Origin of the sequence: Aquabacter spiritensis (assembly GCF_004346185.1) — a bacterium.
GTDB lineage: Bacteria > Pseudomonadota > Alphaproteobacteria > Rhizobiales > Xanthobacteraceae > Aquabacter > Aquabacter spiritensis.
This window is the reverse complement of the sequence record NZ_SMAI01000015.1, coordinates 50372-74940: the sequence shown is the minus strand read 5'-3', so window position 1 is coordinate 74940 and position 24569 is coordinate 50372. Positions and strand designations below refer to the sequence as shown.

The window sequence follows — 24569 nt, the reverse complement described above, 5'->3', positions numbered from 1 at the left end:
GTCCGCCATGCCCGCTCCCAAGAACCTCTTCAAGCAGGCCCTCGCCGAGAGGCGGCCGCAGATCGGCCTCTGGCTCGGCCTCACCAGCCCCTATACTGCGGAAATCTGCGCCGGCGCCGGGTATGACTGGCTATTGCTGGACGGCGAGCATGCGCCCAACGACATTCCGAGCCTGCTGTCCCAGCTCCAGGCCATCGGCACGGCGAGCCATGCGGTGGTGCGCCCACCCATCGGCGAGACGTGGCTCATCAAGCAGGTGCTCGACATCGGCGCGCAGAGCTTGCTCGTGCCCATGGTGGAGAGCGCCGAGCAGGCGCAGGCCCTGGTGCGGGCGGTGCGCTATCCACCCCACGGCATGCGCGGAGTGGGCGCCGCGCTGGCCCGCGCCTCGGCCTTCAACCGCATTCCCGACTATCTCCAGACCGCCAATGCCGAGATCTGTCTCCTGGTGCAGGTGGAGACCCTGAGCGCCCTCGAAAAGGCTGCCGAGATCGCGGCCGTGGACGGCGTGGACGGCGTCTTCATCGGCCCCTCAGACCTTGCCGCCGACATGGGCTTTCTCGGCCGCCCCGGGGCGCCGGAGGTGCTGGAGGCCATCGCCCTCGGGCTCGAGGCCATCCATGGCGCGGGCAAGCCCTCGGGCATCCTCACCTCCGACCTGATGCTGGCGCGGCGCTATCTCGCCGACGGGGTGAGCTTCCTCGCGATCGGAACCGACGTGGGTCTGCTGGGCCAGGCCACCACACGGCACTTGGCGGCGTTCCACGGTTCCGCTCGGGAAAAGCCGGCCACCGGTTCGGTCTATTAGGGAGAAACCCCATGAGCCCGTCCGTCGACGCCCGGCGCGACGCCCTGAGAGACGCCTTTCCGCGCCCCGGCCTGATCCGGGACGGCCAGGACGAACGTCAGGCCGCCGGGACGGACTATCGGCGCTGGTTCTCCGGCCCGGTCTTGGCGGTGGCCCGACCGAATACGGTAGCGGAGGTGCAGGCGCTCGCCGCCTTCTGCACGGCAAACGGCATCGCAATGGTGCCCCAGGGGGGCAATACCAGCCTTTGCGGCGCCGCGATTCCTGCAGGCGACCGGGCGCCGGCCCTGGTGCTCTCGCTCGGCGGCCTCAATGCCATCCGCTCGGTTACGCCATCTGACTGGAGCCTGGTGGCGGAAGCGGGCGCGACGCTGACTGCCGTGCAGGAGGCCGCCCGCGCCCATGAGCGGCATTTCGGCCTGGACATCGGCGCACGCGGCTCCGCCCAGGTGGGCGGCCTCATCGCCACCAATGCGGGGGGCGTGAACGTGCTGCGCTATGGCAGCTGCCGCGACCTCGTGCTCGGCTTGGAAGTCGTGCTGCCCGACGGGCGCCTCTGGCCGGGCCTGAAGGCGCTGCGCAAGGACAATTCGGGCTACGACCTCAAGCATCTCTTCATCGGCTCGGAAGGCACGCTGGGCATCATCACCGCCGCGACGCTGCGGCTTCATCCCCTGGAGCGGGAAAGTGGATCGGCGCTCCTCGCCATGGCCTCGCTCGAGGCGTGTACGGCCATAGCGGAAGAGGTGCTGGTGGCGGGCGGCGGGCGCATCTGCGCCCTCGAGCTCATGCCGCGCATGGGGATCGAACAGGCGTGCACCCATGTGGTGCGGTGCCGGCCACCCATGGCGTTGGAGGCCGACTGGTATCTGCTGGTGCGCATGGCTGGCGCTGATCCAGTGGACGAAGCGCTGGAGGTGCTCGCCGCGCGCGCCGTGCAGGACGGGTGGGCGCTGGATGCTGTGCTCACGCGCTCCAAGGCGCAGGAGGAGGAGCTGTGGGCCATCCGCGACGCGTTCTCGGACGTGCATCGCCATCTGGGCCTCTCCTTCCGCTTCGACCTCTCGGTGCCGCTGGCGCACGTGGGGGAGCTCTACACCAGATTGTGCGCGGCGATCATGCCTCTTGCGCCAGGTTTCGTGCCGTTCGGCTTCGGGCATCTGGGTGACGGTAACCTGCATTTCAGCGCCTGCCAGCCGCCTGGCATGGCAGCGGCGGAACTTGCCATGCGGCGCGGAGCCATCGAGGAGGCGGTGAACGCGGTGGTATGGGCACTGGGCGGCAGCATCAGCGCCGAGCACGGCATCGGCCAACTCCACCGGGCAGAGCTGGTGCACCAGAAAAGCGCGGTGGAGCTGGAGTTGATGCGCGCCCTGAAGAGCACGTTGGATCCCGCAGGCCTACTCAATCCGGGGAAGATCCTTGTCTAATGGGACCTAAAAGCGGACGTAGCGCGCACCACACATCGCGCGCACTGTCCTTGTGGGCCGCACGATAAAACCCGCTTCGTCACCTTCTCCGGAGGTGAATGCCGCCTCTCGCGTCCTCGGCCTCACCGCCGGCTTGCTCAAATGTGCGCGACATGGCGATGCATTCGGGCGCCGCTCTCTCGTCGCGCGTCCGCGTTGCTCATGTCCTTTTCTTTTGGCTGCTTCAGCGATCGGCGAACAGACGGCGTCGACCCACATTTTCTTCCTCGATTGGGATTCGGCCGCTTGACAACCGAACCCGGGATCTTCTTTTATTTCATTTAATGAGAATTGAGTCCACCTGATGGACATAGATCGACGGCCCGCCTCATCGGGCTTTCTTCGCAAGACACGGTCAGGGGAAGGAATGCCAAGGATCACGTACATCCAGCCGGATGGCACCGAGCAGTGCGTCGAGGTGGCTGATGGCGTCAGCGTCATGCACGCGGCGCTCGCAAGCGGGGTGTCCGGAATCCTCGCCGAATGCGGCGGCGCCGCTTCCTGCGCCACCTGCCACGTCTATGTGGATGCTGCCTTCAGCGAGCGCGTCGGGCCGTGCGGCGAGGATGAGGACGCCATGCTCGACTGCACGGCCTCCGCGCGCACCTCCCTCAGCCGGCTGAGCTGCCAGATCGAGATGTCTGACGAACTGGATGGCCTCATCGTGCACCTGCCGGAGGCGCAGGCATGAGCGGCGTCGTCATCGTCGGGGCGGGCCAGGCGGCGGCGCAGGCCGCGCTGAGCCTGAGAGACGGAGGGTATCAGGCCCCCGTCACCCTGGTCGGGGAAGAGTCCGAGCAGCCCTATCAGCGCCCACCTCTGTCCAAGGCTTACATGCTGGGCAAGGCAGACGAAGCCGCCCTGCGCGTGCGTCAGCCGGACCTTTATGCGGCCCAGGACATCCGCGTGGTGACCGGCGAGCGGGTAGAGGCCATCGACCGTGCCTCGCGCCGCGTGTCGCTCGCCTGCGGAGGGGAGCTGGCTTACGACCACCTCATCCTCGCCACGGGCGCGCGCAACCGTGCGCTTCCGGTGCGCGGCGCGGATCTCGACGGCGTCTTCATGCTGCGCACCCTGGAGGATGCCCGCCGCCTGCGCGCGCGCCTCACCACCGCCCGCCGGGCGGTGGTGGTGGGCGCCGGCTTCATCGGCCTGGAATTTGCCGCGGTGGCCGCCAAGAGCGGATGTGCGGTGGAGGTGATCGAGGCGGCGGAGCGTGTCATGGCGCGAGCGGTCTCGCCCTTCATGTCCGTGTTCTTCGCGCAGGCACATCGCGACATGGGCGTCGTCTTCCATTTCGCGGAAGGCGTCCTTGCGATCACCGGCGCGGACGGCGAGGCGGCCGAGGTCCACACCACCAGCGGCCGGCGCGTGGCGGCGGACCTCGTGGTTGTGGGCATAGGCGTGATCCCCAACGTGGAATTGGCCGAGGCGGCGGGGCTCGCCACCGGCAACGGCATATGCACCGACGCCGACCTCCTCACGTCCGATCCGTCCATTTCGGCCATCGGCGATTGCGCCTCATCCCCCAGCCCGTTCGCCGATGGGCCGGTGCGCATCGAGAGCGTGCAGAACGCCACCGATCAGGCCCGAGCGGTGGCCCGGCGCTTGTGCGGCCGGCCGGCGCCCTATGGTGCGGTGCCGTGGTTCTGGAGTGACCAAGGCGCCCACAAATTGCAGATCGCCGGCCTCGGCCGGCCGGACGACGAAACACTGGTGCTGGGCGATCCCAGCACGGGGCGCTTCTCCGTCTGCCGCTTCCACAGGGGGCGACTGGCTTGTGTTGAATCCGTCAACCGGGCAGCCGACCACATGGCCATGCGCAAACTGCTGCAGAGCGGCGGCACCCCTTCCATGGAGGTCGTCGCCACGCCCGGCTTCGATCTGAAAGCCTTCGTCGCCGCTTTGCCGACGGCGGCGTGAGGCGCAACCGCAGACCCAAGAATTCAAGAACCTTTGGAGGAACGCCCGATGAGTGGATATCGCTTCGACTCCATCGACAAACTGGTCAACACCCAGGACGGCTTTATCAGCCGCGAGCTCTTCGTCGATTCCGACATCTACAAGGCCGAGCTGGAGAAGATCTTCACCCGAGCCTGGCTCATGGTGGGCCACGAGAGCCTCGTGCCCAATCCGGGCGATTTCTACACCTCCCGCATGGGCGAGGAATCGGTGATCCTGTGCCGGGACAAGGCCGGCATCATCCATGTATTCCTGAATTCCTGCCGCCACCGCGGCATGAAAGTGTGCCGCTACGAATCCGGCAACACCTCGCTCTTCACCTGCCCCTACCATTCCTGGACCTACACCACGGACGGCCGGCTCCAGGGCGTGCCGCTCTACAAGTCCCTCTATGACGGGGTGCTGGATCGGGAAGCCAACTCCCTGGTCTCGGTAGCCAAACTCGCCAACTACAAGGGCACCATCTGGGCCACCTGGGATCCGGAAGCACCGGATTTTCTCACCTATCTGGGCGATGCCAAGATCCACCTCGACCAGGCGCTCGACTGCCGCGACGGGCGCGAGGGGGGCTCCGAAGTCATCGGGGTTCACAAATGGATCTTCCCCGCCAACTGGAAGTTCGCCTCGGAGAACTTCCTGGGCGACACCTATCACAATCCCAGCCACCGCTCGGTGGACCTCATCGGCATCGGCCCGAGCGCGGCCTCCGGCAAGAAGGGCCGGCGCGACGATGAGCTGGCCGTCGCCCAGCACGTATGGGTGAGCTTCCCGGTCGGTCATGGCGTGCATAGCGCCATCCAGCCGGAGCAGAACCAATACGTGGAATCCTTCCTCGACAATCCTGTGCTGGAGGAATACTTCCGCCACTGCTACGAGGAGCGAAAGCGTCGCCTGGGGGACGGCGCGCGACTTCTGCCCTTCGTGGGCACCATCTTCCCCAACACGTCGTATCACGGCCGCCAGCCACGGGGCTTGTGCGCCTGGCATCCCCACAGCCCCACCTCCACGGAGGCTTGGCGCTTCTTCCTGGTCGACAAGGACGCGCCCCAGGAGGTGAAGGATTATCTACGCCATTACTACATGCGCTATTCCGGCCCCGCCGGCATGACCGAGCAGGACGACCTGGAGAACTGGCTCTACGCCACCTCCGCCAGCATGGGCACCGTGGCGCGGCGCTATCCTTTCAACTATCAGCAGTCGCTCGGTGCCTATACCAGCGACCACCCGCTGGGCGGCGACGTGAGCCTCCAGGTCACCGAGCAGATCGCGCGCGGCTATTACAACGGCTGGGCCGCCTTCATGCGCAATGCCTCGTGGGACGAGATTACCGGCGGAGATCGGAAGGGTGCCGCGCGGCACGCCGCTGAATGAACGACAAGCACAAGGCCGTCATCGTCACCGGCGGCACCTTCGGCATCGGGCGCGCTATCACGCTGGGGCTGGCGCGCCGCGGTTACGGCGTGGTGGCCTTCGGCCTTGAGGCGCCACAGGTCTCAAGCACCGCGGCGAGCGGCATCGCCGAGCTACGCGCGGTGATGGACGGCGAGGGCCTGGATGCCGAGCTCATGGAGGCGGACGTCTCCTGCGCTGGCGACGTGGCCCGTGTGACCGAGCGGGCGCTGGCGCGCTTCGGCACCATCCACGGGCTCGTCAACAACGCCGCCATTGGCCCCTTGGGCACGGTACTGGACACCGACGAGGCCATGTTCGATCGCATCTGCGCCGTGAACCTGCGCGGGCCCTATCTCACCGCGCGCGCGGTGCTGCCGCACATGATCGCGGCGGGCGGCGGCGCCATCGTCAATATCGGCTCCGGCGCCGGCTGGGGAAAGCCCAACATGGCCGCCTACAGCACCAGCAAAGGCGGCCTCCTCGCCCTGAGCGCCGCGCTCGCCTACGACCATCTGCATCAGCGGGTACGGGTGAACACGGTCGTTCCCGGCGGCGGCGGCATCATCACCGGCATGAGCCTCGGCCGCATGGGAGAGAACGCCCATCTGTTCGGCAAGGGGGCGGTGGGATCAGCCGCCGGCCGGCCCGTGACCGGGGATGACGTCGCCAATGTCTGCGCCTTCCTGCTGAGCCCGGAGGCGGAAACCCTCTCCGGCACCGTGATCGACGTGGGCTGCTTCGCCCACCAGGGCGGGCCCGTCCCGGCCAAGCCCGCGCAATCCTGATGTCGCGCCAGCCAAGGAGAACCCAACCATGACCATCACCAGCGCCGAGGCGCCGGCTCCCGTCGAGACGCCAGCCCCGCTCGCCCGCAACGCCGACTATTATCGTCTGAAAGCCGACGTGGAGGATTTCCTCTACATGGAGGCGGATCTGCTCGACGAGCGTCGGTTCAAGGATTGGCTCAACCTCCTGGCGGAGGACATCGTCTATTTCATGCCCATCCGCCGCAACGTGAAGTTCGGCCAGCACGCCGAGCGTGAAAACACCAAGCTCGGTGTCGGCATAAGCTGGTTCGACGAGGACAAATGGACGTTGACCAAACGCGTAGAGCAGATTCTCACCGGCGTGCACTACGCGGAAGAACCGCTCTCGCGGGTCTGCCATATGGTAAGCAACGTGCAGGTGGTCGGCGTGCGGCCCGATGCGCCGACGGGCGAAGAGGTGGAGGTGCGCTCGCGCTTCCTCGTCTATCAGAACCGGGTCGAGTACGAGACCTATTTCTTCGTCGGCAAACGCTACGACACGCTGCGCCGGACGGCGAACGGCTTCAAGGTGGCACGCCGTGAGATTATCCTCGACCAGAATATCCTTCTGGCAAAGAACCTCACCATTTTCTTCTGACGCGCAAGAACAACCAGCCGGGAGGACAGTCCATGATCAACATGCTCGATCTCAAGCCGGGAGACCGGCTGCAGCTGCGCGAAGGGGAATTCGCGCAGGTGGTGGCGAACATGGAAGACGGCATGTGGGTGGAGGTGCGCACGCTTGAGACCGCGACGGCGGAGCCCGATCCCTCTGAGGAGCCGCAGCTCTGCCATGCCCAGGACATCGTGCGCCTGCTCACGCCCGCCGGCTGACGCCCACCTTCATTCCCGAGCCCGCGAGAGGACGACATGCTGCGCTTCGCCCACATGCCCAGCGATTTTCATCCGGTCTTCCTGGTGCTAGGAGACGTGAAGGATCTTACGGCGCTGGCCGGCCTGCTTCGGGTCTTCTCTCGGGAACTGAAACCCATCACCGTGCACGAGCGCATCGCGGGAGCTATGGGGCGGTCGCCGCTGGTTCTTGTTCCCGAAAGCGACGACGATCGGCGATACGGCCTGCGCCAGGGAGCGGACGGCTTCGAATGGCGGCTCAATGCGTGGCAGGCGACGCAGATCGCCTTGCGCCTGGAGGCCCTCACCGCGCCGACGAACCGCTCAGGCTCGGATATCTTCGAACTCGGCGTGGAGGGAGAAATTCCCGTCAAGATTTCTCGCGGAGAGTTCACCGACGACTTTCTCACACCGCGGCACCCCCTTTGGGGCTAAACTTGATTTCGTATAAATCAATACATCAAAACAAAATTTTAGAATGAATATTACGACACGTGATCCTCGTTGCCATGGCGGCAATCTCGCCCGCAGAAACGCCCGCCCGTGAGTTTGCAAACCGGCTCTTCAGGCGGAACGTATTGAAGGAAAAGGGAGAGATCTTAGCCGAGGCATGACCGTCCTCCGACGCCGGGTCTTCGGCGGAAATGCTGCCGCCTATCCCGCCCAGATCTGGCTGCTCGAATTCTTCCGCACATAGTTCACCAGGAAGTCCGTGAACACGCGGATCTTGGCGGGGAGCTGCACCCGGTTCTGGTACGCGATGTTCATGGTGAGCATGGGCAGGTCCCAGTCCAGCAGCACCGGCACGAGGGTTCCCGCCTCGATGTCTCCCTGCACGATGTAGAGCGGCTGGATGAGGATGCCGAGGCCGTGGAGCGCCGCCTCGCGGATGATCTGCCCGTCATTGCTGTCGAGCGCGCCGGAGATGCGCACGATGCGCTCGATGTCGCCCTTGGTGAGGCGCAGCGAGAAGGGATCGGCGGCGAGGTTGTAGACCAGCATGTCGTGGCGGGTAAGGTCGGCGGGCTCCTTGGGCATGCCGCAACGTTCGAGATAAGCGGGAGAGGCGGCAAGCACGCGGCGCATGCGGCCGAGGCGCCGCACGATGATGTTGGTGTCCGGCTCGTGCAGGCGGGTGCGAATGGCGACGTCTATGCCCGCCTCGATGAAATCGGGATAGCGGTTCGCCGCCGCGATATGAACGTTCAGCTTGGGATAGAGGGCGCGGAACGCCGGAAGCATGGGCGCGAGATAGATCAGTGCGAAAGAGAGCGAGCTCGTCACCCGCAGCAGGCCCGTGGGGGAGAGGGTGCGCGCATTGATGGCCTCTTCCGCGTCGGTCAGTTCGTTCAAGACAGCGCTGCTGCGCTGGAGAAATTCCTGCCCCGCCTCGGTCAGCCAGAGGCGGCGGGTGTTGCGCTCGATGAGGCGGGCGGAGAGGCGTTCCTCGAGTGCGGCGAGGTGACGGCTCGCCGCGGCGTTGGACATGCCCAGCACTTCGGCGGCGCGCGACAGGCTGCCGAGTTCTGCGGTCTTCACGAAGACCTCGATTTGGGTGAGGCGATCCAATTTTTCCGCCTAGTGGAAAAGACCGTTGCAAAAATACGTGTTTATTTCCGCGTCCCGCAAGCCAAAACTCTTCGCCAACAAAGAACCAATTTGGGTGAGGAACGCCGGATGTCCGGTCCCGTCAGGCATATCGTCATGTGGCGCCTGCGTGGTGAAACCGCAGAGGAGCGCGCTGCGGCACGCCTCAAGGTCAAGACCGCGTTCGAGGGGCTGAAGGGCCGCATCGACGGGCTGAACCATATCGAGGTGGGCGTGGACGTCTCCGACGTGGACTATGCCTGCGACGTGGTGCTGGTGACCGAGTTCACGGACGCCGCCCATCTCCAAGCCTATGCCACCCATCCCGAGCATTTGCGGGTGCGCCAGGAGCTGGGCGACCTGCGCACCGCGCGGTTTCAGGTGGACTACGCCATCGAGGCAAGCGTGCGCGGCTGATTTTCCTCGGCGCGGCCTTCGGGCCGCACCCGCCACGGGGACGAACGGATGATGGACACATTCATTTATGAGGCGCTGCCCATCCGGGTCCGGTTCGGGCGCGGCATGGTCTCGGCGGTCGGCGCCGAAGTGGCGCATCTGGGCGCGACCCGCGCGCTGGTGCTCACCACGCCCCAGCAGGAGACCGAAGGCCGGCGCATCGGCGCGTTGCTGGGCAGCGCATTCGCGGGCGTCTTCCCCGGCGCGGCCATGCACACGCCGACGGATGTGACCGACGCGGCGCTGGACGCGCTGAAATCCTCCGATGCCACCTGCGTGGTGGCGCTGGGCGGGGGCTCCACCACGGGGCTCGGCAAGGCACTCGCGCTGCGCACCGGAGTGAAGCAGGTGTGTATCCCCACCACCTATGCGGGCTCGGAGATGACCCCCATCCTCGGCGAAACCAAGGACGGGCTGAAGACCACCATCAGGTCCCTGGATGTGCTGCCCGAATCCGTCATCTACGACGTCGACCTCACCCTGACTTTGCCGCCGGCGCTCTCCGCCACCTCCGGCGTCAACGCCATCGCCCATGCGGTGGAGGGGCTCTATGCGCAGGACCGGAACCCGGTCATCTCGCTGATGGCCGAGGATGGCATCCGGACGCTGGCGGATGCGCTGCCCATCCTGGTCCACGAGCCCCACAATGTGGAGGCGCGCACCAAGGCGCTTTACGGAGCGTGGCTGTGCGGCTGCGTGCTGGGGGCGGTGGGCATGGCGCTGCACCACAAGCTCTGCCACGCGCTCGGCGGCTCGTTCAACCTGCCCCATGCCGAAACCCACACCATCGTCCTCCCCCACGCGGTGGCCTACAACGCCGCCGCGGCGCCCGAGGCCATGGCGGCCATCACCCGCGCGCTGGGTGCTCCGGACGCGGCACGGGGCCTGTTCGATCTGGTGCGGGCCTTGGGCGTGCCGCAAGCCCTTTCGCAGATCGGCATGCCGGCGGACGGCATCGAGCGGGCGGCAGACATCGCCGTCGAGAAGCCGTATTGGAACCCGCGCCCCATCGCGCGCGACGCCGTCCGCGACCTGATCGCCCGCGCCTATGCCGGCGAGCGGCCCGGCGCCCCCGCGCAACGGGCGGCCTGAGCCATGGTGCGCCCCATCCTCATCTCCGGCGCCACCATCGTCTCCATGGACGACACGGTCGGCGATCTCGCGCGCGGCGACATCCTGGTGGTGGGCGAGCGCATCGCCGCCATCGCGCCGCATATCGCGGCGCCAGACGCCGAGCGCGTGGATGCGGCGGGGCGCATCGCCATTCCGGGACTCATCAACGCGCATATGCACACATGGCAGACCGGCCTGCGCGGGCTCGCGGCGGACTGGACGCTGCTGGAATATTTCCGCTGGGTGCATGCGGGCCTCGCCACCCGCTTCCGGCCCGAGGATATCGGCATCGCGACCCTGGTGGGCGCGCTCGGCCAGATCGATGCCGGCGCCACGACCCTGGTGGACTGGTGCCACAACAACCCGACGCCGGACCACACGGATGCGGCCGTGGAGGCCCTCGCGGAAAGCGGCATCCGCGCCGCCTTCTTCCACGGCTCGCCCAAGCCTGATCCCAAGCCCGGCGAGCCGCATTTCTCCGAGGTGCCGCACCCCCGCCACGAGGTGGAGCGCCTGCGGCGCGGGCGTTTCTCCAGCGATGAGGGGCTGATGACCCTCGGCCTCGCCATTCTCGGCCCGCATTATTCCACGCTGCCCGTGGCGCTCTCCGATTTCCGCCTCGCGCAGGAGTTCGGCCTTGTCACCTCCATGCACCAGGGCGGCGGGCCGGCGAAGACGCCGGGCGCCTGGGAGACGCTGCTGGACGAGGGGCTGGTGGATCGCTCGATCAATATCGTCCATGGCAACGACCTGTCCGACGACCTGTTCGCCCGGCTGGTCGCCTGCGGCGCCAGTTTCTCCGCGACGCCGGAAAATGAGATGAGCCAGGGCCACGGCTTCCCGGTCACCGGCCGCCTCTTGGCGTTGGGCGCCGCGCCTTCGGTGGGCGTCGACATCGAATCTGTTCTGGCCGGCGACATGCTGGGTGTCGCGCGCATTGCGCTTGCCACCCAGCGGGCGCTGGACAATGCCAAAAGCCGCGCCGCGACGGGCGCCATCCCGGCGACGTCAACGGTGCGTGTGCGTCAGGCTCTTTCCTGGATCACCGTTGAGGGTGCGCGCATGCTGCGCCAGGAACACCGCATCGGCTCGCTCACGCCGGGCAAGCAGGCGGACATCGTGCTGGTCGATGCGCGGTCGCTGCACCTCCAGCCGGTGCACGACCCGGTGGCCACCGTGGTCATGCAGGCCGGGCGCGGCGACATCGAAGCGGTGATGATCGCGGGCCGGTTCAGAAAGCGGGCGGGGCGCCTCGATTATCCGGGCCTCGACACCAAGCTGGCCGAGCTGGCCGCCTCGGGCGCGCGCATCGTGCACGATCTCGGCCTTCGCCAAACGGCCGCGTAGGGAGATGAAGATGGGTGAGACGCCAAGCATAAGCTGGGTCGGCCTCGGCAAGATGGGCCTTCCCATTACCGGGCGCATGGTGGAGCAGGGGCTCCGCCTTTCCGGCTTTGACCGCGACCAGGGCGCCATCTCCACCGCCGCCGGCAAGGGCGTCTCGCCCGTGGCGACGCTGGCCGACGCCGCCAAGAGCGACATCGTCTTCACCTCGCTGCCCGACGACAAGGCCCTCGCTGCCGTGACCATGGCGGAGGGCGGACTGCTTTCCGCCTTGCGGCGCGGTGCCATCCTGGTGGAGACCTCCACCGTGAGCCCGGAAATCTCCGCGCAGGTGGGCCGGGCGGCGGAGGGGCGCGGCATCGCCTATCTGCGCGCGCCGGTCTCGGGCAATGCCTCCATTGCCCATACCGGCAACCTCACCTGCTTCGTCTCCGGCCCGCGCGCGGCGTTCGACACGCTGCTGCCGGTCTTCACCGCCTATACGCGGGCGCAAAAATATCTCGGCGAGGCGGAGGAGGCCCGCTACGCCAAGCTCTCGGTGAACCTCATGATCGCGGTCTCCGCCGCCATGATGGGCGAGAGCATCGTGCTCGGCCGCAAGGGCAATATCGGCTGGCAGGATATTCTCGACGTGCTGAAGGACAGCGCCGTGGGCTCGCCCATGGTCCATTACAAGGCCGCGACCCTGGCCAAGCGCGATTTCAATTCCTCCTTCTCCTGCCGCCAGATGGCGAAGGATCTCGACCTCATCGTCGGGGCCGGGCAGGCGGCGGAGATGTCCATGCCGCTCGCCAGCATGACCCGGGAACTCTACGGCGCCCTCATCGGACGCGGCGAAGGCGAGGCGGATTTCAGCGCCACGGTGCGGCTCTCGGAATGGATGGCCGGGCTCGGCGAGCCGGACCTCGGCAAATAGGAGGCTATGATGCGGAACTTCAACCAGTTCACCATCACCGACGCCGTCCTGGAGCGCATCTCCGGCGCGCCGGACCCGCGGATCAAAGAGATCAGCGAGGCGCTGGTGCGCCACCTGCACGCCTTCGTGCGCGAGGTGCGCCCCACCCAGGAGGAATGGGCGGCGGGGATCGATTTCCTCACCGCCACCGGACACATGTGCACCGGATCGCGGCAGGAATTCATCCTGCTCTCGGACACACTGGGCGTCTCCATGCTGGTGGATGCCATCAACCACGAGGCCGGCGGCACCATTACCGAAAGCACGGTGCTCGGCCCCTTCTATGTGCCGGAGCCGCCGGAGTTTTCGGCCGGCGCCGACATTTCCGGCGGGCTTGTGGGCCAGCCCATGCTGGTGACGGGCTCGGTCAGCGCGCCGGACGGCATGCCGCTGGAAGACGCCATCGTCGATGTCTGGCACTCGGACGATGACGGCTATTACGACGTGCAGAGCACGGCGGACGATGCGGGCCTTGCGGGCCGCGCGCGGTTCCGCACGGACGCCTACGGCAAGTTCCATTTCTGGAGCATCAAGCCCGCCGCCTATCCCATTCCGCACGATGGCCCCGTGGGCAAGATGCTTCAGGCGCAGGGGCGTCATCCCTGGCGGCCGGCCCATGTGCATTTCATGATCGAGGCGCCCGGCTATGAGGTCCTCGTCACCCACGTCTTCGTTTCCGGCGACCAGTATCTGGATTCCGACGCGGTGTTCGGGGTGAAGGATTCACTCATCCGCGACTTCCAGGTTGAGCCCGCGGGGCAGGCCCCGGACGGCCGGCAGGTAGACCGGGACTATTGCCACCTCAATTACGACTTTCACCTGAAGCCGAGCACGAAGACCGCCTCGCGGGCGGCCTGAGGACCAGAAAGACCGCAGACGCGGAGAGCCCGGAAAACGGGCCTGTTGCGGAGGGAGGAAAAGATGACGGCGCACATGCGCATAGAGAAGGCCATGGCCTGCCTGACGCAGATCGTCGGCGAGCGGGCGACCCGCGTCCCCGGTATCCTGGACGGCCACGGCCGCAGCGAGGCCTACCATGCCGCGCGCCCGCCGGACGTGGTGGTGTTCCCCGAGAGCACGGCCGAGGTGAAGGCCATTGTCGGCCTCTGCCGCGATTTGAGGATGCCGATCGTGCCCTTCGGCGCCGGCACCTCGCTGGAGGGCAATGCGGCTTCGCTCGAAGGCGGGGTCTGCCTCGACATCAGCCGCATGAACACGGTGCTCGCGGTGAATGGCGAGGACATGGACGTGCGTGTCCAGCCCGGGATCACCCGCAAGCAGCTCAACGCGCATCTGCGCGACACCGGCCTGTTCTTTCCCATCGATCCCGGCGCGGACGCCTCCATCGGCGGCATGGCGTCCACCCGCGCCTCCGGCACGATGGCGGTGCGCTACGGCACCATGAAGGACAATGTTCTCTCGCTGGAAGTGGTGCTGGCGGACGGGCGCGTAATCCGCACCGCCAGGCGCGCCCGCAAGTCGGCGGCGGGCTACGACCTCACCCGCCTGTTCGTGGGGGCGGAAGGAACCCTCGGCGTCATCACCGAAGTGACGCTGAAGCTGCACCCGCAGCCGGAGGCCATTTCCTCGGCCGTCTGCGCCTTCCCCGATTTGAAGGCGGCGGTGGACACGGCCATCTCGGTCATCCAGTCCGGCGTGCCGGTGGCACGCATCGAGCTGCTGGATGCGGTGATGATGCGGGGCATGAATTTGCACGCGAAGCTCGGCCTGCCGGAGCTGCCGCACCTCTTCTTCGAGTTCCACGGCTCGAAAGCCTATGTGGCCGAGCAGGCGGAGACGGCGCAGGCGCTGGCCGGGGAGAATGGCGGCCTCGGCTTCGAATGGGCCTCGACGCCCGAGGAGCGCAGCCGCCTCTGGCAGGCGCGCGACAATACGCTCTATGCGGGCCTTGCGCTGCGCCCCGGCGCCAAGGCCATGATCACCGATGTCTGCGTGCCCATCTCGCGGCTTGCGGAATGCCTGGTGGAGACGGCGAAAGACATCGCGGAGACCGGGCTCATCTGCCCCGTGGTGGGCCATGTGGGCGACGGCAATTTCCACCTCCTCGTGCTCATGGACCCCGAGAAGCCGGAGGAATTGCCCCGCGCCAAGGCGTTCAACGAACGCCTCGTGGACCGCGCGCTGTCGCTGGAGGGCACCTGCACCGGCGAGCACGGCATCGGCTTCGGCAAGATCGAGTTCCTCGAAAAGGAGCTGGGCGAGGCCGTGGATGTCATGCGCGCCGTCAAGCTGGCGCTCGACCCGCTCGGCATCATGAATCCCGGCAAGATCTTCAAGGCGCCGGGACAGGAAGGAGGGCACCCATGAGGGCCGCCGTGAAGAGCCCGCCCGCGCCGGAGGTGGTGGAAGAAAAGCCCGACCTCGGAACCCCGCTCCTGGAGCTGAAGGGCATCTCCAAGCAGTTCCCCGGCGTGAAGGCGTTGGACGATGTCTCCTTCGCCATCTGGCCCGGCGAGGTGCACATGCTCCTCGGCGAGAACGGGGCCGGCAAGTCCTCCCTCATGAAGTGCCTTTGCGGCGCCTACCAGGCGGATACGGGCGCGTATTTCCACATGGGCGAAAAGGTGGAGATCCGCACGCCCACCGATGCGAAGAAGCTCGGGATCGCCGTGATCTTCCAGGAATTCTCTCTCGTCCCCTATCTGGACGTCGCCCAGAACATCTTCCTGGGGCGCGAGTTCAAGTCCAAAATCCCCGGCCTCCTCGACCGCAGGCGGCTTTATGCCGAGGCGCAGAAGGTGCTCGACCGCATCGGCCTCGAGGTGGACCCGCGCACCAAGGTCCACACGCTGGGCGTCGCCCAGCAGCAGATGGTGGAGATCGCCAAGGCCCTCTCGCAGGATGCCTCGATCCTGGTCATGGACGAACCCACCGCCGCGCTCTCCGACCGCGAGACCGAGCGTCTGTTTGCGGTGATGCGCCAGCTCCAGGCCAAGGGCACCGCCATCGTCTACATCTCCCACCGCATGGCCGAGGTGTTCGCGCTCGGCGACCGCATCACCGTGCTGCGCGACGGCAAGAATGTGGGCCACGCCGTTCCCGGCGAGACCAGCCCCGACCAGCTCGTGCGCATGATGGTCGGCCGCACCGTGGATATGAGCTATCCGCGCAACTTCCGCGCGCCCGGCGATGTGGTGCTGGAACTGAAAGACATCTCCGCCACCACCGGCATTGCCGATATCAACCTCGTGGTCCGCGCCGGCGAGATTGTCGGCCTGTGCGGGCTCGTGGGCTCCGGCCGCACGGAGGTGGCCCGCGCCGTGTTTGGCGCCGATGCGATCACCTCCGGCGAGGTGCGCGTGTTTGGTCGCATCAAGCAAGGCGGGCCGGATGTGGCGGCGACCGAGGGCATCGCCCTCATCCCGGAAAGCCGCAAGACGGAAGGGCTCGCGCTGATCCGAACGGTGAGCGACAACCTTGCCGTCGCCGGCCTACCCAAGCTGTTCCCGAACCACCTGTTCAGCCCCGGCCGCGCGCGGCGCTCCGCCGAAGCGCTGATCAAGCGCCTGCGCATCGCCACCCCCTCGCCGAACCAGAGCGTGGGCCTCCTCTCCGGCGGCAACCAGCAGAAGGTGGTCATCGGCAAGTGGCTCGCCGCCGGCGCCCGGCTCTTCATCTTCGACGAGCCGACCCGCGGCATCGACGTGGGCGCGAAATCCGAAATCTTCGCGCTCATCGACCAACTCGTGGCGGAGGGAGCCGCCGTGCTCATGATCTCCTCCGAGCAGGCCGAGATCGTCCATGTGTGCGACCGCGCCTATGTCATGCGCGGGCGCCGCATCGTGGGCGAGCTTTCCCGCTCCGAACTCTCCGAAGAGAACATCGTCAGAATGGGGATGCACGATGAGTGATCATGCCCTCAGCGCCGCGCAGCCGCGCCCGCGCCTTCCCGCGATCCCCGGCGTCGCCATCGTCCTCGTGGCGCTGGCTTTGGTGTTCGCGGCCATCAGCCCGAATTTTCTCTCCACCGGCAACCTTTCCAACATCCTCGTCCAGTCGGTGATCCTGCTGCTCCTGGCCATGCCCATGACGCTGATCATCATGACGGAGGGCCTCGACCTCTCCATGGGCGCGGTGCTGACGCTGGCCTCCCTCGTTCTGGCGCTCACGGTGGTGTCCACCCAGTCCCTCGTGCTGGGCCTTGCCGGCGCGGTGGGCGTCGGCCTCGCCTTCGGCTTCGTGAACGGCTGGCTGGTCTCTTCGCTGCGCATCCCGCCCTTCGTCGCGACCCTGGGCACGCTGGGTGTGGCGCAGGGGCTCGCGCTCATCGTCAGCGACGGGCAGAGCGTGGTGGGCATCCCGCGCTTCTTGCGGCAGGTCTATTCCGGCGAGACGGCGGGCATTCCGAACCCCATCCTTATCGGCGCGGCCTTCTATGCCCTGTTCCATGTGCTGCTCTACCACACGAAGTTCGGCGTCTATATCCGCGCACTCGGCGGCAACCGGGATGCGCTGACGCTGGCCGGCGTGAAGTGGCAGCGCATGCTGGTCGCCGTCTACATGCTGGGCGGCGCCATGGCGGGCGTCGCGGCGCTGCTCCTGACCGCGCGCATCAATGCCGGTCACCCCACCGCCGCCATCGGCATGGAATTCGACGCCATCGCCGCCGTGGCGCTGGGCGGCACCTCCTTCGAACGCGGCAACGGCTGGATCTTCGGCACGCTGCTCGGCGTGCTGACCGTCGGCGTGCTGCGCAACGGCCTGAACCTCATGGCGGTGCCGTCCTCCGCGCAGGTGGCCGCCACCGGCGCGCTGGTCATCGTCGCCCTTTTCCTCGATGGCCTGAGGAGCCGCAAGCCATGAGCATGAGCAGCCAGACGGCGGGGGCCACGCCCCGCCTGCATCTCTCGAAGGACGTGGTCCAGGTCATCTACCGGCTGCTCGCCGCAGGGCTGCTGTGTGTGGTGCTGGCGGTGGTCACCGACTCGTTCCTCAGCACGAACAACATCCTGAACGTGCTGCGGCAGGCGAGCCTTTTGTTCTTCCTCGCCTCCGGCCTCACCCTGGTGATCCTGAGCGGGGGGCTGGACTTGTCGGTCGGCGCCAATATCGGCCTCTCCGCCTGCCTGGCCGCCACCGTCATCAAGGCCACCGGCTCGCCCGTCCTCGGCACGCTGGCGGGGCTAGGAAGCGGCACGCTGGTGGGCGTCTGCAACGGGCTGATGGTGGCGAAGCTGCGCATCCCCTCCTTCATCGCCACTTACGGCATGCTCTGGGTGCTGCACGGCCTGACCTATTATTACATGGGCGGCGAGACCATTCACGGCTTCCCGCCGGGCTTCCGGCAGATCGGCTCGGGCTATTTCCTCGGCATCCCGATCCCGGTCTACCTGATGCTCGGCTTCCTCGCCGCCGGAACCTTCTTCGCCCAGCGCACGGTGTGGGGCCAGCAGATCTACGCCATCGGCGCGAACCCCGTGGCGGCCCGCCTATGCGGCATCCCGGTCGATCGCCGGCTGATCCTGGTCTATGCCTTCTCCGGCGCCATGGCCGGCGTGGCCTCGCTCGTCTTCCTCGCCCGCCTGAACTCAGCCGAGGGCGATATCGGCGAGGCGCTGACGCTGCCCGCCGTCGCCGCGGTGCTGATCGGCGGCGCATCCCTGTTCGGTGGTGTCGGAACCGTGTTCGGCACGTTCGTCGGCGCCCTGATCCTCACGCTCGTGCTCAACGGTATGAACCTGCTCGCTGTGAATGCGAGCTGGCAGCCCTTGGTGACGGGCGTGATCGTCGTCCTCGCGGTCTGGCTCGACATGATCGGCCGGCGGCGGACCTGAAAGCGCATCCCAATAACAAGCCTGGAGGAAACGCATATGCTGAACCTGAAGACGCTCGTTGTGGCGTTCCCCGCCGCCCTTCTCTCCACCGCGGCGCTCGCCGATGGCGAGAGCATCGCCGTGTTCACCAAGAACCAGACCAACCCCTATTTCCAGGCGGTTCGCGTCGGCACCGAAAATGCCGCCAAGACCATGAATGCCAAGGTCATTCACTACATCCCCACCAAGCCCGACTCGATCCCGGAGCAGCTCAGCCAGATCGAGGACGTGATCGTGAAGAAGCCGAACGCCATCGTCTTCATCCCGGTGGACTACAAGGCCATGGTGCCGGGCGTCGAGCAGATCAACGAGGCCAAGATTCCGGTGGTGAACGTCACCGACCGCTCCGCCGGCGGCAAGTTCCTCGCCTTCGTGGGGGCCGACGACTACAATCTGGGCCTGGAGACTGGCCGCTATCTGCTGAAGAAGCTGGGCGGGAAGGGCAATGTGGTCATCATCGAGGGCGTGAAGGGCTCGCTCACCTCCATCGACCGGGTGCGCGGCTTCAACGACGCCATCAAGGAATTCAAGGACGTGAAGCTGCTGGCCAGTCAGCCGGCCAATTACCAGCGGCTCCAGGCACTCCAGGTGATGGAGAACCTGATGCAGTCCCACCCGCAGATCGACGGTGTGATGGCCGCCAATGACGGCATGGCGATCGGCGCCATCGAGGCTTTGGACGGCGCCAACCGCAAGGCGCAGGTCATCGGCATCAACGGCACCAAGGAGGCGGTGGACGCCATCAAGGCCGGGAAGATGCTCGCCTCGGGCGATTATAACGGCTTCGTCCAGGGCTGCATCGGCACCATGGTCGCCATCCGCGCATTGCGCGGCCAGCCCATCGTCACCGAAGTGGTGCTGAAGCCCACCGTGGTCGACAGCACCAACTACCAGCCCTACGACGTCGCCGTGGAAAGCCGCTCCTGCCCCGCCTGGGACCAGGCGGCGGCCATGGCCACCAAGACCAACTGATCTGACCCAATGGAGGCGGCCGGGCCGACGCCCGGCTGCTTCTGCCTGAGGAGGCACATATGCTGTTCGTCATTCACGGGATCGACCGCAAAGGCGCGCTTGAGACGCGCAAGGCGCATTATGAGGCGCACAAGGCGTTCCTCTCCGACACCAGCCCCTATGGCGTGACCATGGTGATGTCCGGCCCCCTGGTGGCGGACGACGGCGCCACCATGGTGGGCAGCCTGTTCCTCCTGGAGGCGCCCGACCGCGCTGCCGTGGAGCACTTCAACAAGGCGGACCCCTTCCACGCGGCCGATATCTGGGAGCGCGTCACCATCACCGCCTTCCTGCGCCGGCAGGGCTGAGAGCCCCGGGGTCCTATTTGAATCATCACGGCATCCCCCGGGACGAAACAACTAGGGTGGCGTATTCGACGGCCTCGCACGAACGCCAGGGGCCGCGCCGATGGATGACCTCGGCCTTTTAGAGTTCGCGATCGGCGGACTTCTGGAACGCTCGATCCGGCAGGTGCAACCCCGCTCCGGCCCGGTGCGACGACGACATCGATCTTCGCGGACGCTAGCGCTGAAAGGTCCGCGTGACGACGCCGCCCTGTGGCCCGGTTCGCGTTGCGGAACAGGACGCGCTGTTGGCGCTGCAGCTCCGAACCCGCGATGCCGTGTTGCCATGGGGCCCCTCCACTTCCCGCTTTGCGGTGCATTCACCGCCGCCGCAGGTGCGGCTCTGGCTGGCGGAGCCGCCGTAGAGTCCCGTCGCCGCCCGGGTCGCGCTGCAACTGCCGCCGGCGCATTGAACGGTGCGCTCATAGGAGGTGACGCGACCCGCCGGGTAAGGGGCGTAAGGGGCGTAGGACGCCCATGACCGATACCAGGGATAGGCCGTGTAGAAGGTGTTCCAATAGACCGGGCCGAAATTCACCACCGTCACGCCGATACGGGGCGCCACCACCGGTGTGAGCGCCACGGGTACCCCTTGGTAGGTGACCTGGATGTAGCCCGCCGAGACCCACCCGCGGTACGGCCCAAGCGAGATGTCGCACCAGCTGTAGCCTGGAAGGCAGCCGTAGGTAACAATCCCCGCACCCTGGGGGATCACCGTCACGACGGGGTAGGCCGTCGAGGGTCCCGCACGCAGATTCACGTTCGCGGTCGCGACCGATAGGGTCGCCGCTTCCGCCATTGGCGAAAACCCGGCAAACAGGACTGCGGCCAGGAAGAGCTTCTTGAACATGTGGATCTCCGCTGCGTCTTGATCCCGCCTTACGCAGGGCCGGTCATCGGGCGGACAATGGCGCAGCCAGTTTTCGCGCTTATTTCGCGTTTGTTGCGATTATGTAGGTGTAGGGCGTGATCCGGCCCCGGTTGAAGCACACAGATCGGCATGAAATCTTATAACCATTTGATAAATAAAGATTTCCTGGCCGACGCGACGCCGTTCGATCGAACCGTGCTCCAGGATCGAGGGTCAGCCGACGATCCTGCCGTCATTCATTTCTATGGTGCGGTCAAACAGGTCGAGGGTGCGAGGGTCGTGCGTGACGACGAGGACGCCGGCCTTCCTCTCGTCCGCGATCTGGCGGAACAACCCGATCACCTGACGCCCCCGTACGCTGTCGAGCGCCGCGGTGGGTTCGTCCGCCAGGATGAGGCCCGGATCGGTGGCCAATGCCCGTGCCACCGCCACCCGTTGCTGCTCCCCGCCGGAGAGGCGGGAGGGGATGCTGTCGACCCGGTGGGCAAGGTCGAGGCTCGCCAGGAGATGGGCGGCATAGGAACGGGCCGCGCGCGCGGGAACATCGTCGATATGGAGCGCGAGCGCGACGTTCTCCACCGCCGTCAGGAACGGGATGAGATTGGCCTTCTGGAACACGAAGCCGATATTGTTGCGCCGGAAGTGGCGCATCTGGTCCAGATCCATTCCCGGATGGGACACGCATTTGCCGCGAATATGGACCTCGCCCGCGCTGGGCGGCTCCAGCAATCCGGCGATGAGCAGCAGCGTGCTTTTGCCGGACCCGCTCGGCCCCAGGATGCCGACGAGTTCCCCCGGATAGATGTTGAAGGAGACCCCGTCGAGCGCCCGGACCAGGGTGTCGCCGCTGGGATAGTGCCGGGCGGCATCGCGCAGCGTGAGGATCGGCGCCGCGATCATGACAGCACCTCCTGAGCCCGGACCTTCATGGCGCGGGAAATTCCGATGAGGCTCGCAAACCCGCAGACCAGCGCCACCGCTCCCCCCAGCATGGCGATGTCGCCGGGATCTATGGCGACCTTGCGGGGGAAATGCGGGAAGATCCCCTGGGCCAGGACGAGGCCCAGACCGAGCGCCGCAGCGCCGATCAAGAACGATTGCTGGGCGATCATCCCGATGATGAGCGTGTTGCGTGCGCCCATGAGCTTCAGCAGGGCGATCTCGTGCACCTTCTCCATGGTCAGCATGTAGATGATCAGGGAGATGACGATGGTCATGACCAGGAGCAGGACAGCGGTGAAGGCGAGGATCTGGACTCTGAGGCGCCAGAGGCGCTGATCGAGCAGAAGGCCGGCCTGCTCCGCCTTGCTGAGGACATTGGCGTCTCCCCAACGAAGAATGGTGCGACGCACCGCCTCCGGGTCCGCCGCCGGGTCGAGCGTGACGAGAACCGCCGCAATTTTGCTGTCCTGCCGGACGGAGCTTCCGCCAGAAGGCGCAGCAGGGGCGCGCCCTCCCGCCGACCGAGCCAGAAGCACTTCTTCGCTGGTGCGCCGCTGGGCAATGGCAAGCGCGTCATTCACGCTTACCAGCAGCAAGCCGTCGCCGCTCATATCCACCATGCCCCGGGTCAACCCGACGATGGTGTAGTCCTCCTGGCCGAGGCGGATCCGGTCTCCCAGGGAAAGGCCGACGGCCTCGTCCGCAATCGCCTCGAAATGGCCCGAGGCGAGAGGGCGCCCTTGGATCAGGTGGGTCCATTGCCCGGCATCCTCGGGGTAGTCGACGCCCACGAGGGCAGCGCGCAACTGGCGGCCCCCGTGGTCGAACTGCTGGCTGACCTGAACGAAACGACGCGCCGAAGCCACCCCCGCCACGCCTTCCACACGGCGGTCGAGTTCGGCAGAGATGGCCGAACTTTCTGAGAACGGTCCGGCCCGGCCGCCTTGAACCACCCAGAGGTCGGCACCGACCTCTTCGATGATCAGAAGCGCGTCGGAGACGATCCCCCGATACAATCCCACCATGCCGATGGATGCGGTGATGAGGAAGGCGACACCCGTCACGGTAAGCAGGAAGCGCACGGCATTGTGGCGGATGTCCTTGAGCGCGAGATTCATGACGGACCATCCGCCCGCGACACCCGCATCCCGGCATAGATTCCCTCCGGCGCCAGGATGACGGCTTCGCCCGTCCCGAGGCCCGAGCGGACCTCGACGCGGGCGCCACCGATGGCACCCAGTTCAACCGGCCTCCACGCAGCCCGGCCGCGCTCGATTGTCCAGACACCCGCCCGCCCCTTTCGCCACGTAACGGCGCGGGCCGGTATGGCAACCACGTCATCCCTCAGGTCCACATGGATCGTGGCGATGCCCCGTTGGCCCATCGCCCAGTTGAGCGGCAATTGGACCGGCACCACGTCGACCGTGAATTCACGGGTTTCCGAATCCACCTCGCGACCGATCCGGTAGACTTGGCCCGCCACCGCCGTGCTCTGGGAGCTGAACCGGACCATCGCGCCCTGCCCCGGCACGACCGAAGCCATGGCGCCCTCGTCATACCGCGCCGTCAGAAGGACGCTGGCGGGATCGACGATCTCGACGATCTTGGCGCCCGGCGAGACCAGGTCGCCGGGATTGAGGGCGCGCGACACGACGATCCCGTCAATGGGTGCACGGATGATGGAATCCTCCAGTTGCGCCCGGCTGACCTCGACGCTCGCCGCCGCGGAGCGCGCCTGCGCCTGCGCCTGGCTGATCGCCGCGTCGGCGTGGGTGAGGTCGGCTTGCGCCTGCAGATGGGCCGCCTGCGCCGATTCGTAACCGGACTTGCTGACCATCTCCGTGCGGAGCAATTGCTGCTGGCGGGCGAATGTCGACTGGGCGTTGGCAAGCGCCGCCTGCGCCCGGTCGCGGTCCGCGCGCGCCACGTCAATGGCCGTGCGCGCGGCCTCCCGGGAGGCCAGGGCCACATCGAGCTGCGCCTTCAGGTCCTGTGCGGCGATCTGCGCGATCACCTCGCCGGCCCGGACCTGATCGCCGCGATCGACCCGCACCGAGGCGAGCACCCCCTGAACGCGGGAGCTGACGCTGGCCTTGCGAAGCGCATCGAGGGTTCCGGGGCCGCTCAGTTCCGCCGCGAACCGCCCAGCCTGCACCTGCATGTGCTCCGCCGGATAGGCCGCTCCGTAGCGCAGGATGCCGACCGCGCCAACGACCAGCAGCAGACATAAGGCGACCATCCATCGTCCCATTCCCGCCCGTCTGGGACGCGGCGGAGGCCGGGAGATGGCCAAGGCGGGCGTCCCCTCCGCCGGCTTCTCCGGATCTTGGCGCCGCGCCGGGACTGGAGGGTTTTGGGCATGAGAACGCCCGATGCGCGGGCCATGCCCATCGCCGCCGGCATCGAAGCGTGTGGGCGTGACAGGAGCGGGCGCGTCTCCCTTGGTGAAGGACACGGCCAAATCCTCCAGAAGGCGGGCAGGGCACCCGGTGGCCGGAATGGCAGGACCTGGTCCACCGGGTGGTGCCGCAGGCCTCACCGAGGCGATGGCGCCTTGGCAATGAAAGGCAGGCGTGCGCCCGCCATGATGGAGGAGAGCCTGATCCGGGTGCGTCCGCGTCTCGCAGCAAGGCACGTGGGATATCTCCCTGCGGCTGTCAGGTGCCTTGTCCTCCGCGGATTTCGACTGTCTCCAGGCCATGTTCCGAATATTGAACAGCCTGTTCTTCTGTTAAATGAACCGGCTCTTTCATGTTTTTGATTTATGTTTCAATCTGTATCATGTTGTATCCGGCTGCTGTTCAGCATTGATTTCGCGCGCTG

Annotated in this window: 25 protein-coding genes; 20 read left to right on the top strand and 5 right to left on the bottom strand. The window is 66.7% G+C overall.

The window, feature by feature from the left end; translation table 11 throughout:
- Window positions 1–7 precede the first annotated feature (7 nt).
- From hpaI to EDC64_RS19650, 9 genes are all read left to right on the top strand, one after another.
- Window positions 8–808, top strand: coding sequence for a 4-hydroxy-2-oxoheptanedioate aldolase (gene hpaI / locus EDC64_RS19690; RefSeq protein WP_132034577.1), 801 nt, complete (start codon window positions 8–10; stop codon window positions 806–808).
- An 11-nt stretch (window positions 809–819) separates the two neighbouring features.
- Entirely contained in the window at window positions 820–2238 is a 1419-nt protein-coding gene (locus EDC64_RS19685; RefSeq protein WP_132034575.1) for an FAD-binding oxidoreductase, read from the top strand.
- A gap of 406 nt (window positions 2239–2644) precedes the next feature.
- Window positions 2645–2968 carry a 2Fe-2S iron-sulfur cluster-binding protein gene (locus EDC64_RS19680; protein WP_132034573.1) on the top strand — a complete coding sequence of 108 codons (324 nt, stop codon included), beginning with the start codon at window positions 2645–2647 and terminating at the stop codon, window positions 2966–2968.
- A complete protein-coding gene (locus tag EDC64_RS19675; RefSeq protein WP_132034571.1) occupies window positions 2965–4200 on the top strand; it encodes an NAD(P)/FAD-dependent oxidoreductase in 1236 nt (411 codons plus the stop codon). The genes EDC64_RS19680 and EDC64_RS19675 overlap by 4 nt, the downstream gene beginning before the upstream one ends.
- Window positions 4201–4248: 48 nt before the next feature.
- Window positions 4249–5610 (top strand): aromatic ring-hydroxylating oxygenase subunit alpha, encoded by a 1362-nt coding sequence (locus tag EDC64_RS19670; protein ID WP_132034569.1) that lies wholly within the window; start codon window positions 4249–4251, stop codon window positions 5608–5610.
- Complete coding sequence (locus EDC64_RS19665) at window positions 5607–6416, top strand: SDR family NAD(P)-dependent oxidoreductase (RefSeq protein ID WP_132034567.1); 810 nt, start codon at window positions 5607–5609, stop codon at window positions 6414–6416. Before EDC64_RS19670 ends, EDC64_RS19665 begins: the two co-directional genes overlap by 4 nt.
- Before the next feature lie 28 nt (window positions 6417–6444).
- Entirely contained in the window at window positions 6445–7035 is a 591-nt protein-coding gene (locus EDC64_RS19660; RefSeq protein ID WP_132034565.1) for a 3-phenylpropionate/cinnamic acid dioxygenase subunit beta, read from the top strand.
- Window positions 7036–7067: 32 nt separating this feature from the next.
- A complete protein-coding gene (locus EDC64_RS19655) occupies window positions 7068–7271 on the top strand; it encodes a hypothetical protein (RefSeq protein ID WP_132034563.1) in 204 nt (67 codons plus the stop codon).
- Between the two features lie 36 nt (window positions 7272–7307).
- Window positions 7308–7724 (top strand): hypothetical protein, encoded by a 417-nt coding sequence (locus EDC64_RS19650; protein WP_132034561.1) that lies wholly within the window; start codon window positions 7308–7310, stop codon window positions 7722–7724.
- A 219-nt stretch (window positions 7725–7943) separates the two neighbouring features.
- Here EDC64_RS19650 and EDC64_RS19645 read toward each other — a convergent pair whose 3' ends face one another.
- Window positions 7944–8858: a LysR family transcriptional regulator gene (locus EDC64_RS19645; protein WP_132034559.1), complete on the bottom strand. Its 915-nt coding sequence runs from the start codon at window positions 8856–8858 to the stop codon at window positions 7944–7946.
- Between the two features lie 108 nt (window positions 8859–8966).
- Here EDC64_RS19645 and EDC64_RS19640 point away from each other — a divergent pair, with 108 nt between their 5' ends.
- The 11 genes from EDC64_RS19640 (at window position 8967) to EDC64_RS19590 (ending at window position 19897) form a co-directional block, all read left to right on the top strand.
- Entirely contained in the window at window positions 8967–9293 is a 327-nt protein-coding gene (locus EDC64_RS19640; RefSeq protein WP_132034557.1) for a Dabb family protein, read from the top strand.
- 48 nt (window positions 9294–9341) lie between these two features.
- Window positions 9342–10424 (top strand): maleylacetate reductase, encoded by a 1083-nt coding sequence (locus tag EDC64_RS19635; RefSeq protein ID WP_132034555.1) that lies wholly within the window; start codon window positions 9342–9344, stop codon window positions 10422–10424.
- 6 nt (window positions 10425–10430) lie between these two features.
- Window positions 10431–11792 carry an amidohydrolase family protein gene (locus tag EDC64_RS19630; RefSeq protein WP_132034659.1) on the top strand — a complete coding sequence of 454 codons (1362 nt, stop codon included), beginning with the start codon at window positions 10431–10433 and terminating at the stop codon, window positions 11790–11792.
- 10 nt (window positions 11793–11802) lie between these two features.
- Window positions 11803–12705, top strand: a complete 903-nt coding sequence (locus EDC64_RS19625; protein ID WP_132034553.1) for an NAD(P)-dependent oxidoreductase — start codon at window positions 11803–11805, stop codon at window positions 12703–12705.
- A gap of 9 nt (window positions 12706–12714) precedes the next feature.
- On the top strand, window positions 12715–13602 hold the full coding sequence (locus EDC64_RS19620; protein WP_132034551.1) for an intradiol ring-cleavage dioxygenase: 888 nt from the start codon (window positions 12715–12717) through the stop codon (window positions 13600–13602).
- A 63-nt stretch (window positions 13603–13665) separates the two neighbouring features.
- Window positions 13666–15072, top strand: a complete 1407-nt coding sequence (locus tag EDC64_RS19615; protein ID WP_132034549.1) for an FAD-linked oxidase C-terminal domain-containing protein — start codon at window positions 13666–13668, stop codon at window positions 15070–15072.
- Window positions 15069–16616, top strand: coding sequence for a sugar ABC transporter ATP-binding protein (locus EDC64_RS19610; RefSeq protein ID WP_132034547.1), 1548 nt, complete (start codon window positions 15069–15071; stop codon window positions 16614–16616). Before EDC64_RS19615 ends, EDC64_RS19610 begins: the two co-directional genes overlap by 4 nt.
- On the top strand, window positions 16609–17568 hold the full coding sequence (locus tag EDC64_RS19605; protein ID WP_132034545.1) for an ABC transporter permease: 960 nt from the start codon (window positions 16609–16611) through the stop codon (window positions 17566–17568). Before EDC64_RS19610 ends, EDC64_RS19605 begins: the two co-directional genes overlap by 8 nt.
- Window positions 17569–17570: 2 nt before the next feature.
- Complete coding sequence (locus tag EDC64_RS19600) at window positions 17571–18539, top strand: ABC transporter permease (protein ID WP_420808971.1); 969 nt, start codon at window positions 17571–17573, stop codon at window positions 18537–18539.
- Window positions 18540–18575: 36 nt separating this feature from the next.
- Entirely contained in the window at window positions 18576–19550 is a 975-nt protein-coding gene (locus EDC64_RS19595; protein ID WP_132034541.1) for a sugar ABC transporter substrate-binding protein, read from the top strand.
- 59 nt (window positions 19551–19609) lie between these two features.
- Window positions 19610–19897 (top strand): YciI family protein, encoded by a 288-nt coding sequence (locus EDC64_RS19590; protein WP_132034539.1) that lies wholly within the window; start codon window positions 19610–19612, stop codon window positions 19895–19897.
- A gap of 214 nt (window positions 19898–20111) precedes the next feature.
- On the opposite strand, the gene EDC64_RS19585 is transcribed toward EDC64_RS19590, so the two are convergent.
- From EDC64_RS19585 to EDC64_RS19570, 4 genes are all read right to left on the bottom strand, one after another.
- Window positions 20112–20783, bottom strand: a complete 672-nt coding sequence (locus tag EDC64_RS19585; RefSeq protein ID WP_132034537.1) for an SH3 domain-containing protein — start codon at window positions 20781–20783, stop codon at window positions 20112–20114.
- A gap of 234 nt (window positions 20784–21017) precedes the next feature.
- Entirely contained in the window at window positions 21018–21704 is a 687-nt protein-coding gene (locus tag EDC64_RS19580) for an ABC transporter ATP-binding protein (protein ID WP_132034535.1), read from the bottom strand.
- Window positions 21701–22864, bottom strand: a complete 1164-nt coding sequence (locus tag EDC64_RS19575) for an ABC transporter permease (protein ID WP_132034533.1) — start codon at window positions 22862–22864, stop codon at window positions 21701–21703. Before EDC64_RS19575 ends, EDC64_RS19580 begins: the two co-directional genes overlap by 4 nt.
- The gene (locus EDC64_RS19570; RefSeq protein ID WP_165933825.1) at window positions 22861–23997 is read right to left on the bottom strand and encodes an efflux RND transporter periplasmic adaptor subunit; all 1137 of its coding nucleotides are present in this window, start codon (window positions 23995–23997) and stop codon (window positions 22861–22863) included. The genes EDC64_RS19575 and EDC64_RS19570 overlap by 4 nt, the downstream gene beginning before the upstream one ends.
- Window positions 23998–24569: the final 572 nt, after the last annotated feature.

Coding starts and splice junctions, on each gene's coding strand:
- EDC64_RS19665 (WP_132034567.1), top strand. CDS start 5,607: ATGAACGACAAGCACAAGGCCGTCATCGTCACCGGCGGCACCTTCGGC.
- EDC64_RS19650 (WP_132034561.1), top strand. CDS start 7,308: ATGCTGCGCTTCGCCCACATGCCCAGCGATTTTCATCCGGTCTTCCTG.
- EDC64_RS19580 (WP_132034535.1), bottom strand. CDS start 21,704: ATGATCGCGGCGCCGATCCTCACGCTGCGCGATGCCGCCCGGCACTAT.
- EDC64_RS19655 (WP_132034563.1), top strand. CDS start 7,068: ATGATCAACATGCTCGATCTCAAGCCGGGAGACCGGCTGCAGCTGCGC.
- EDC64_RS19680 (WP_132034573.1), top strand. CDS start 2,645: ATGCCAAGGATCACGTACATCCAGCCGGATGGCACCGAGCAGTGCGTC.
- EDC64_RS19615 (WP_132034549.1), top strand. CDS start 13,666: ATGACGGCGCACATGCGCATAGAGAAGGCCATGGCCTGCCTGACGCAG.
- EDC64_RS19600 (WP_420808971.1), top strand. CDS start 17,571: ATGAGCAGCCAGACGGCGGGGGCCACGCCCCGCCTGCATCTCTCGAAG.
- EDC64_RS19605 (WP_132034545.1), top strand. CDS start 16,609: ATGAGTGATCATGCCCTCAGCGCCGCGCAGCCGCGCCCGCGCCTTCCC.
- hpaI (WP_132034577.1), top strand. CDS start 8: ATGCCCGCTCCCAAGAACCTCTTCAAGCAGGCCCTCGCCGAGAGGCGG.
- EDC64_RS19570 (WP_165933825.1), bottom strand. CDS start 23,997: ATGGGACGATGGATGGTCGCCTTATGTCTGCTGCTGGTCGTTGGCGCG.
- EDC64_RS19620 (WP_132034551.1), top strand. CDS start 12,715: ATGCGGAACTTCAACCAGTTCACCATCACCGACGCCGTCCTGGAGCGC.
- EDC64_RS19585 (WP_132034537.1), bottom strand. CDS start 20,783: ATGTTCAAGAAGCTCTTCCTGGCCGCAGTCCTGTTTGCCGGGTTTTCG.
- EDC64_RS19670 (WP_132034569.1), top strand. CDS start 4,249: ATGAGTGGATATCGCTTCGACTCCATCGACAAACTGGTCAACACCCAG.
- EDC64_RS19625 (WP_132034553.1), top strand. CDS start 11,803: ATGGGTGAGACGCCAAGCATAAGCTGGGTCGGCCTCGGCAAGATGGGC.
- EDC64_RS19635 (WP_132034555.1), top strand. CDS start 9,342: ATGATGGACACATTCATTTATGAGGCGCTGCCCATCCGGGTCCGGTTC.
- EDC64_RS19590 (WP_132034539.1), top strand. CDS start 19,610: ATGCTGTTCGTCATTCACGGGATCGACCGCAAAGGCGCGCTTGAGACG.
- EDC64_RS19575 (WP_132034533.1), bottom strand. CDS start 22,864: ATGAATCTCGCGCTCAAGGACATCCGCCACAATGCCGTGCGCTTCCTG.
- EDC64_RS19685 (WP_132034575.1), top strand. CDS start 820: ATGAGCCCGTCCGTCGACGCCCGGCGCGACGCCCTGAGAGACGCCTTT.
- EDC64_RS19675 (WP_132034571.1), top strand. CDS start 2,965: ATGAGCGGCGTCGTCATCGTCGGGGCGGGCCAGGCGGCGGCGCAGGCC.
- EDC64_RS19660 (WP_132034565.1), top strand. CDS start 6,445: ATGACCATCACCAGCGCCGAGGCGCCGGCTCCCGTCGAGACGCCAGCC.
- EDC64_RS19610 (WP_132034547.1), top strand. CDS start 15,069: ATGAGGGCCGCCGTGAAGAGCCCGCCCGCGCCGGAGGTGGTGGAAGAA.
- EDC64_RS19595 (WP_132034541.1), top strand. CDS start 18,576: ATGCTGAACCTGAAGACGCTCGTTGTGGCGTTCCCCGCCGCCCTTCTC.
- EDC64_RS19640 (WP_132034557.1), top strand. CDS start 8,967: ATGTCCGGTCCCGTCAGGCATATCGTCATGTGGCGCCTGCGTGGTGAA.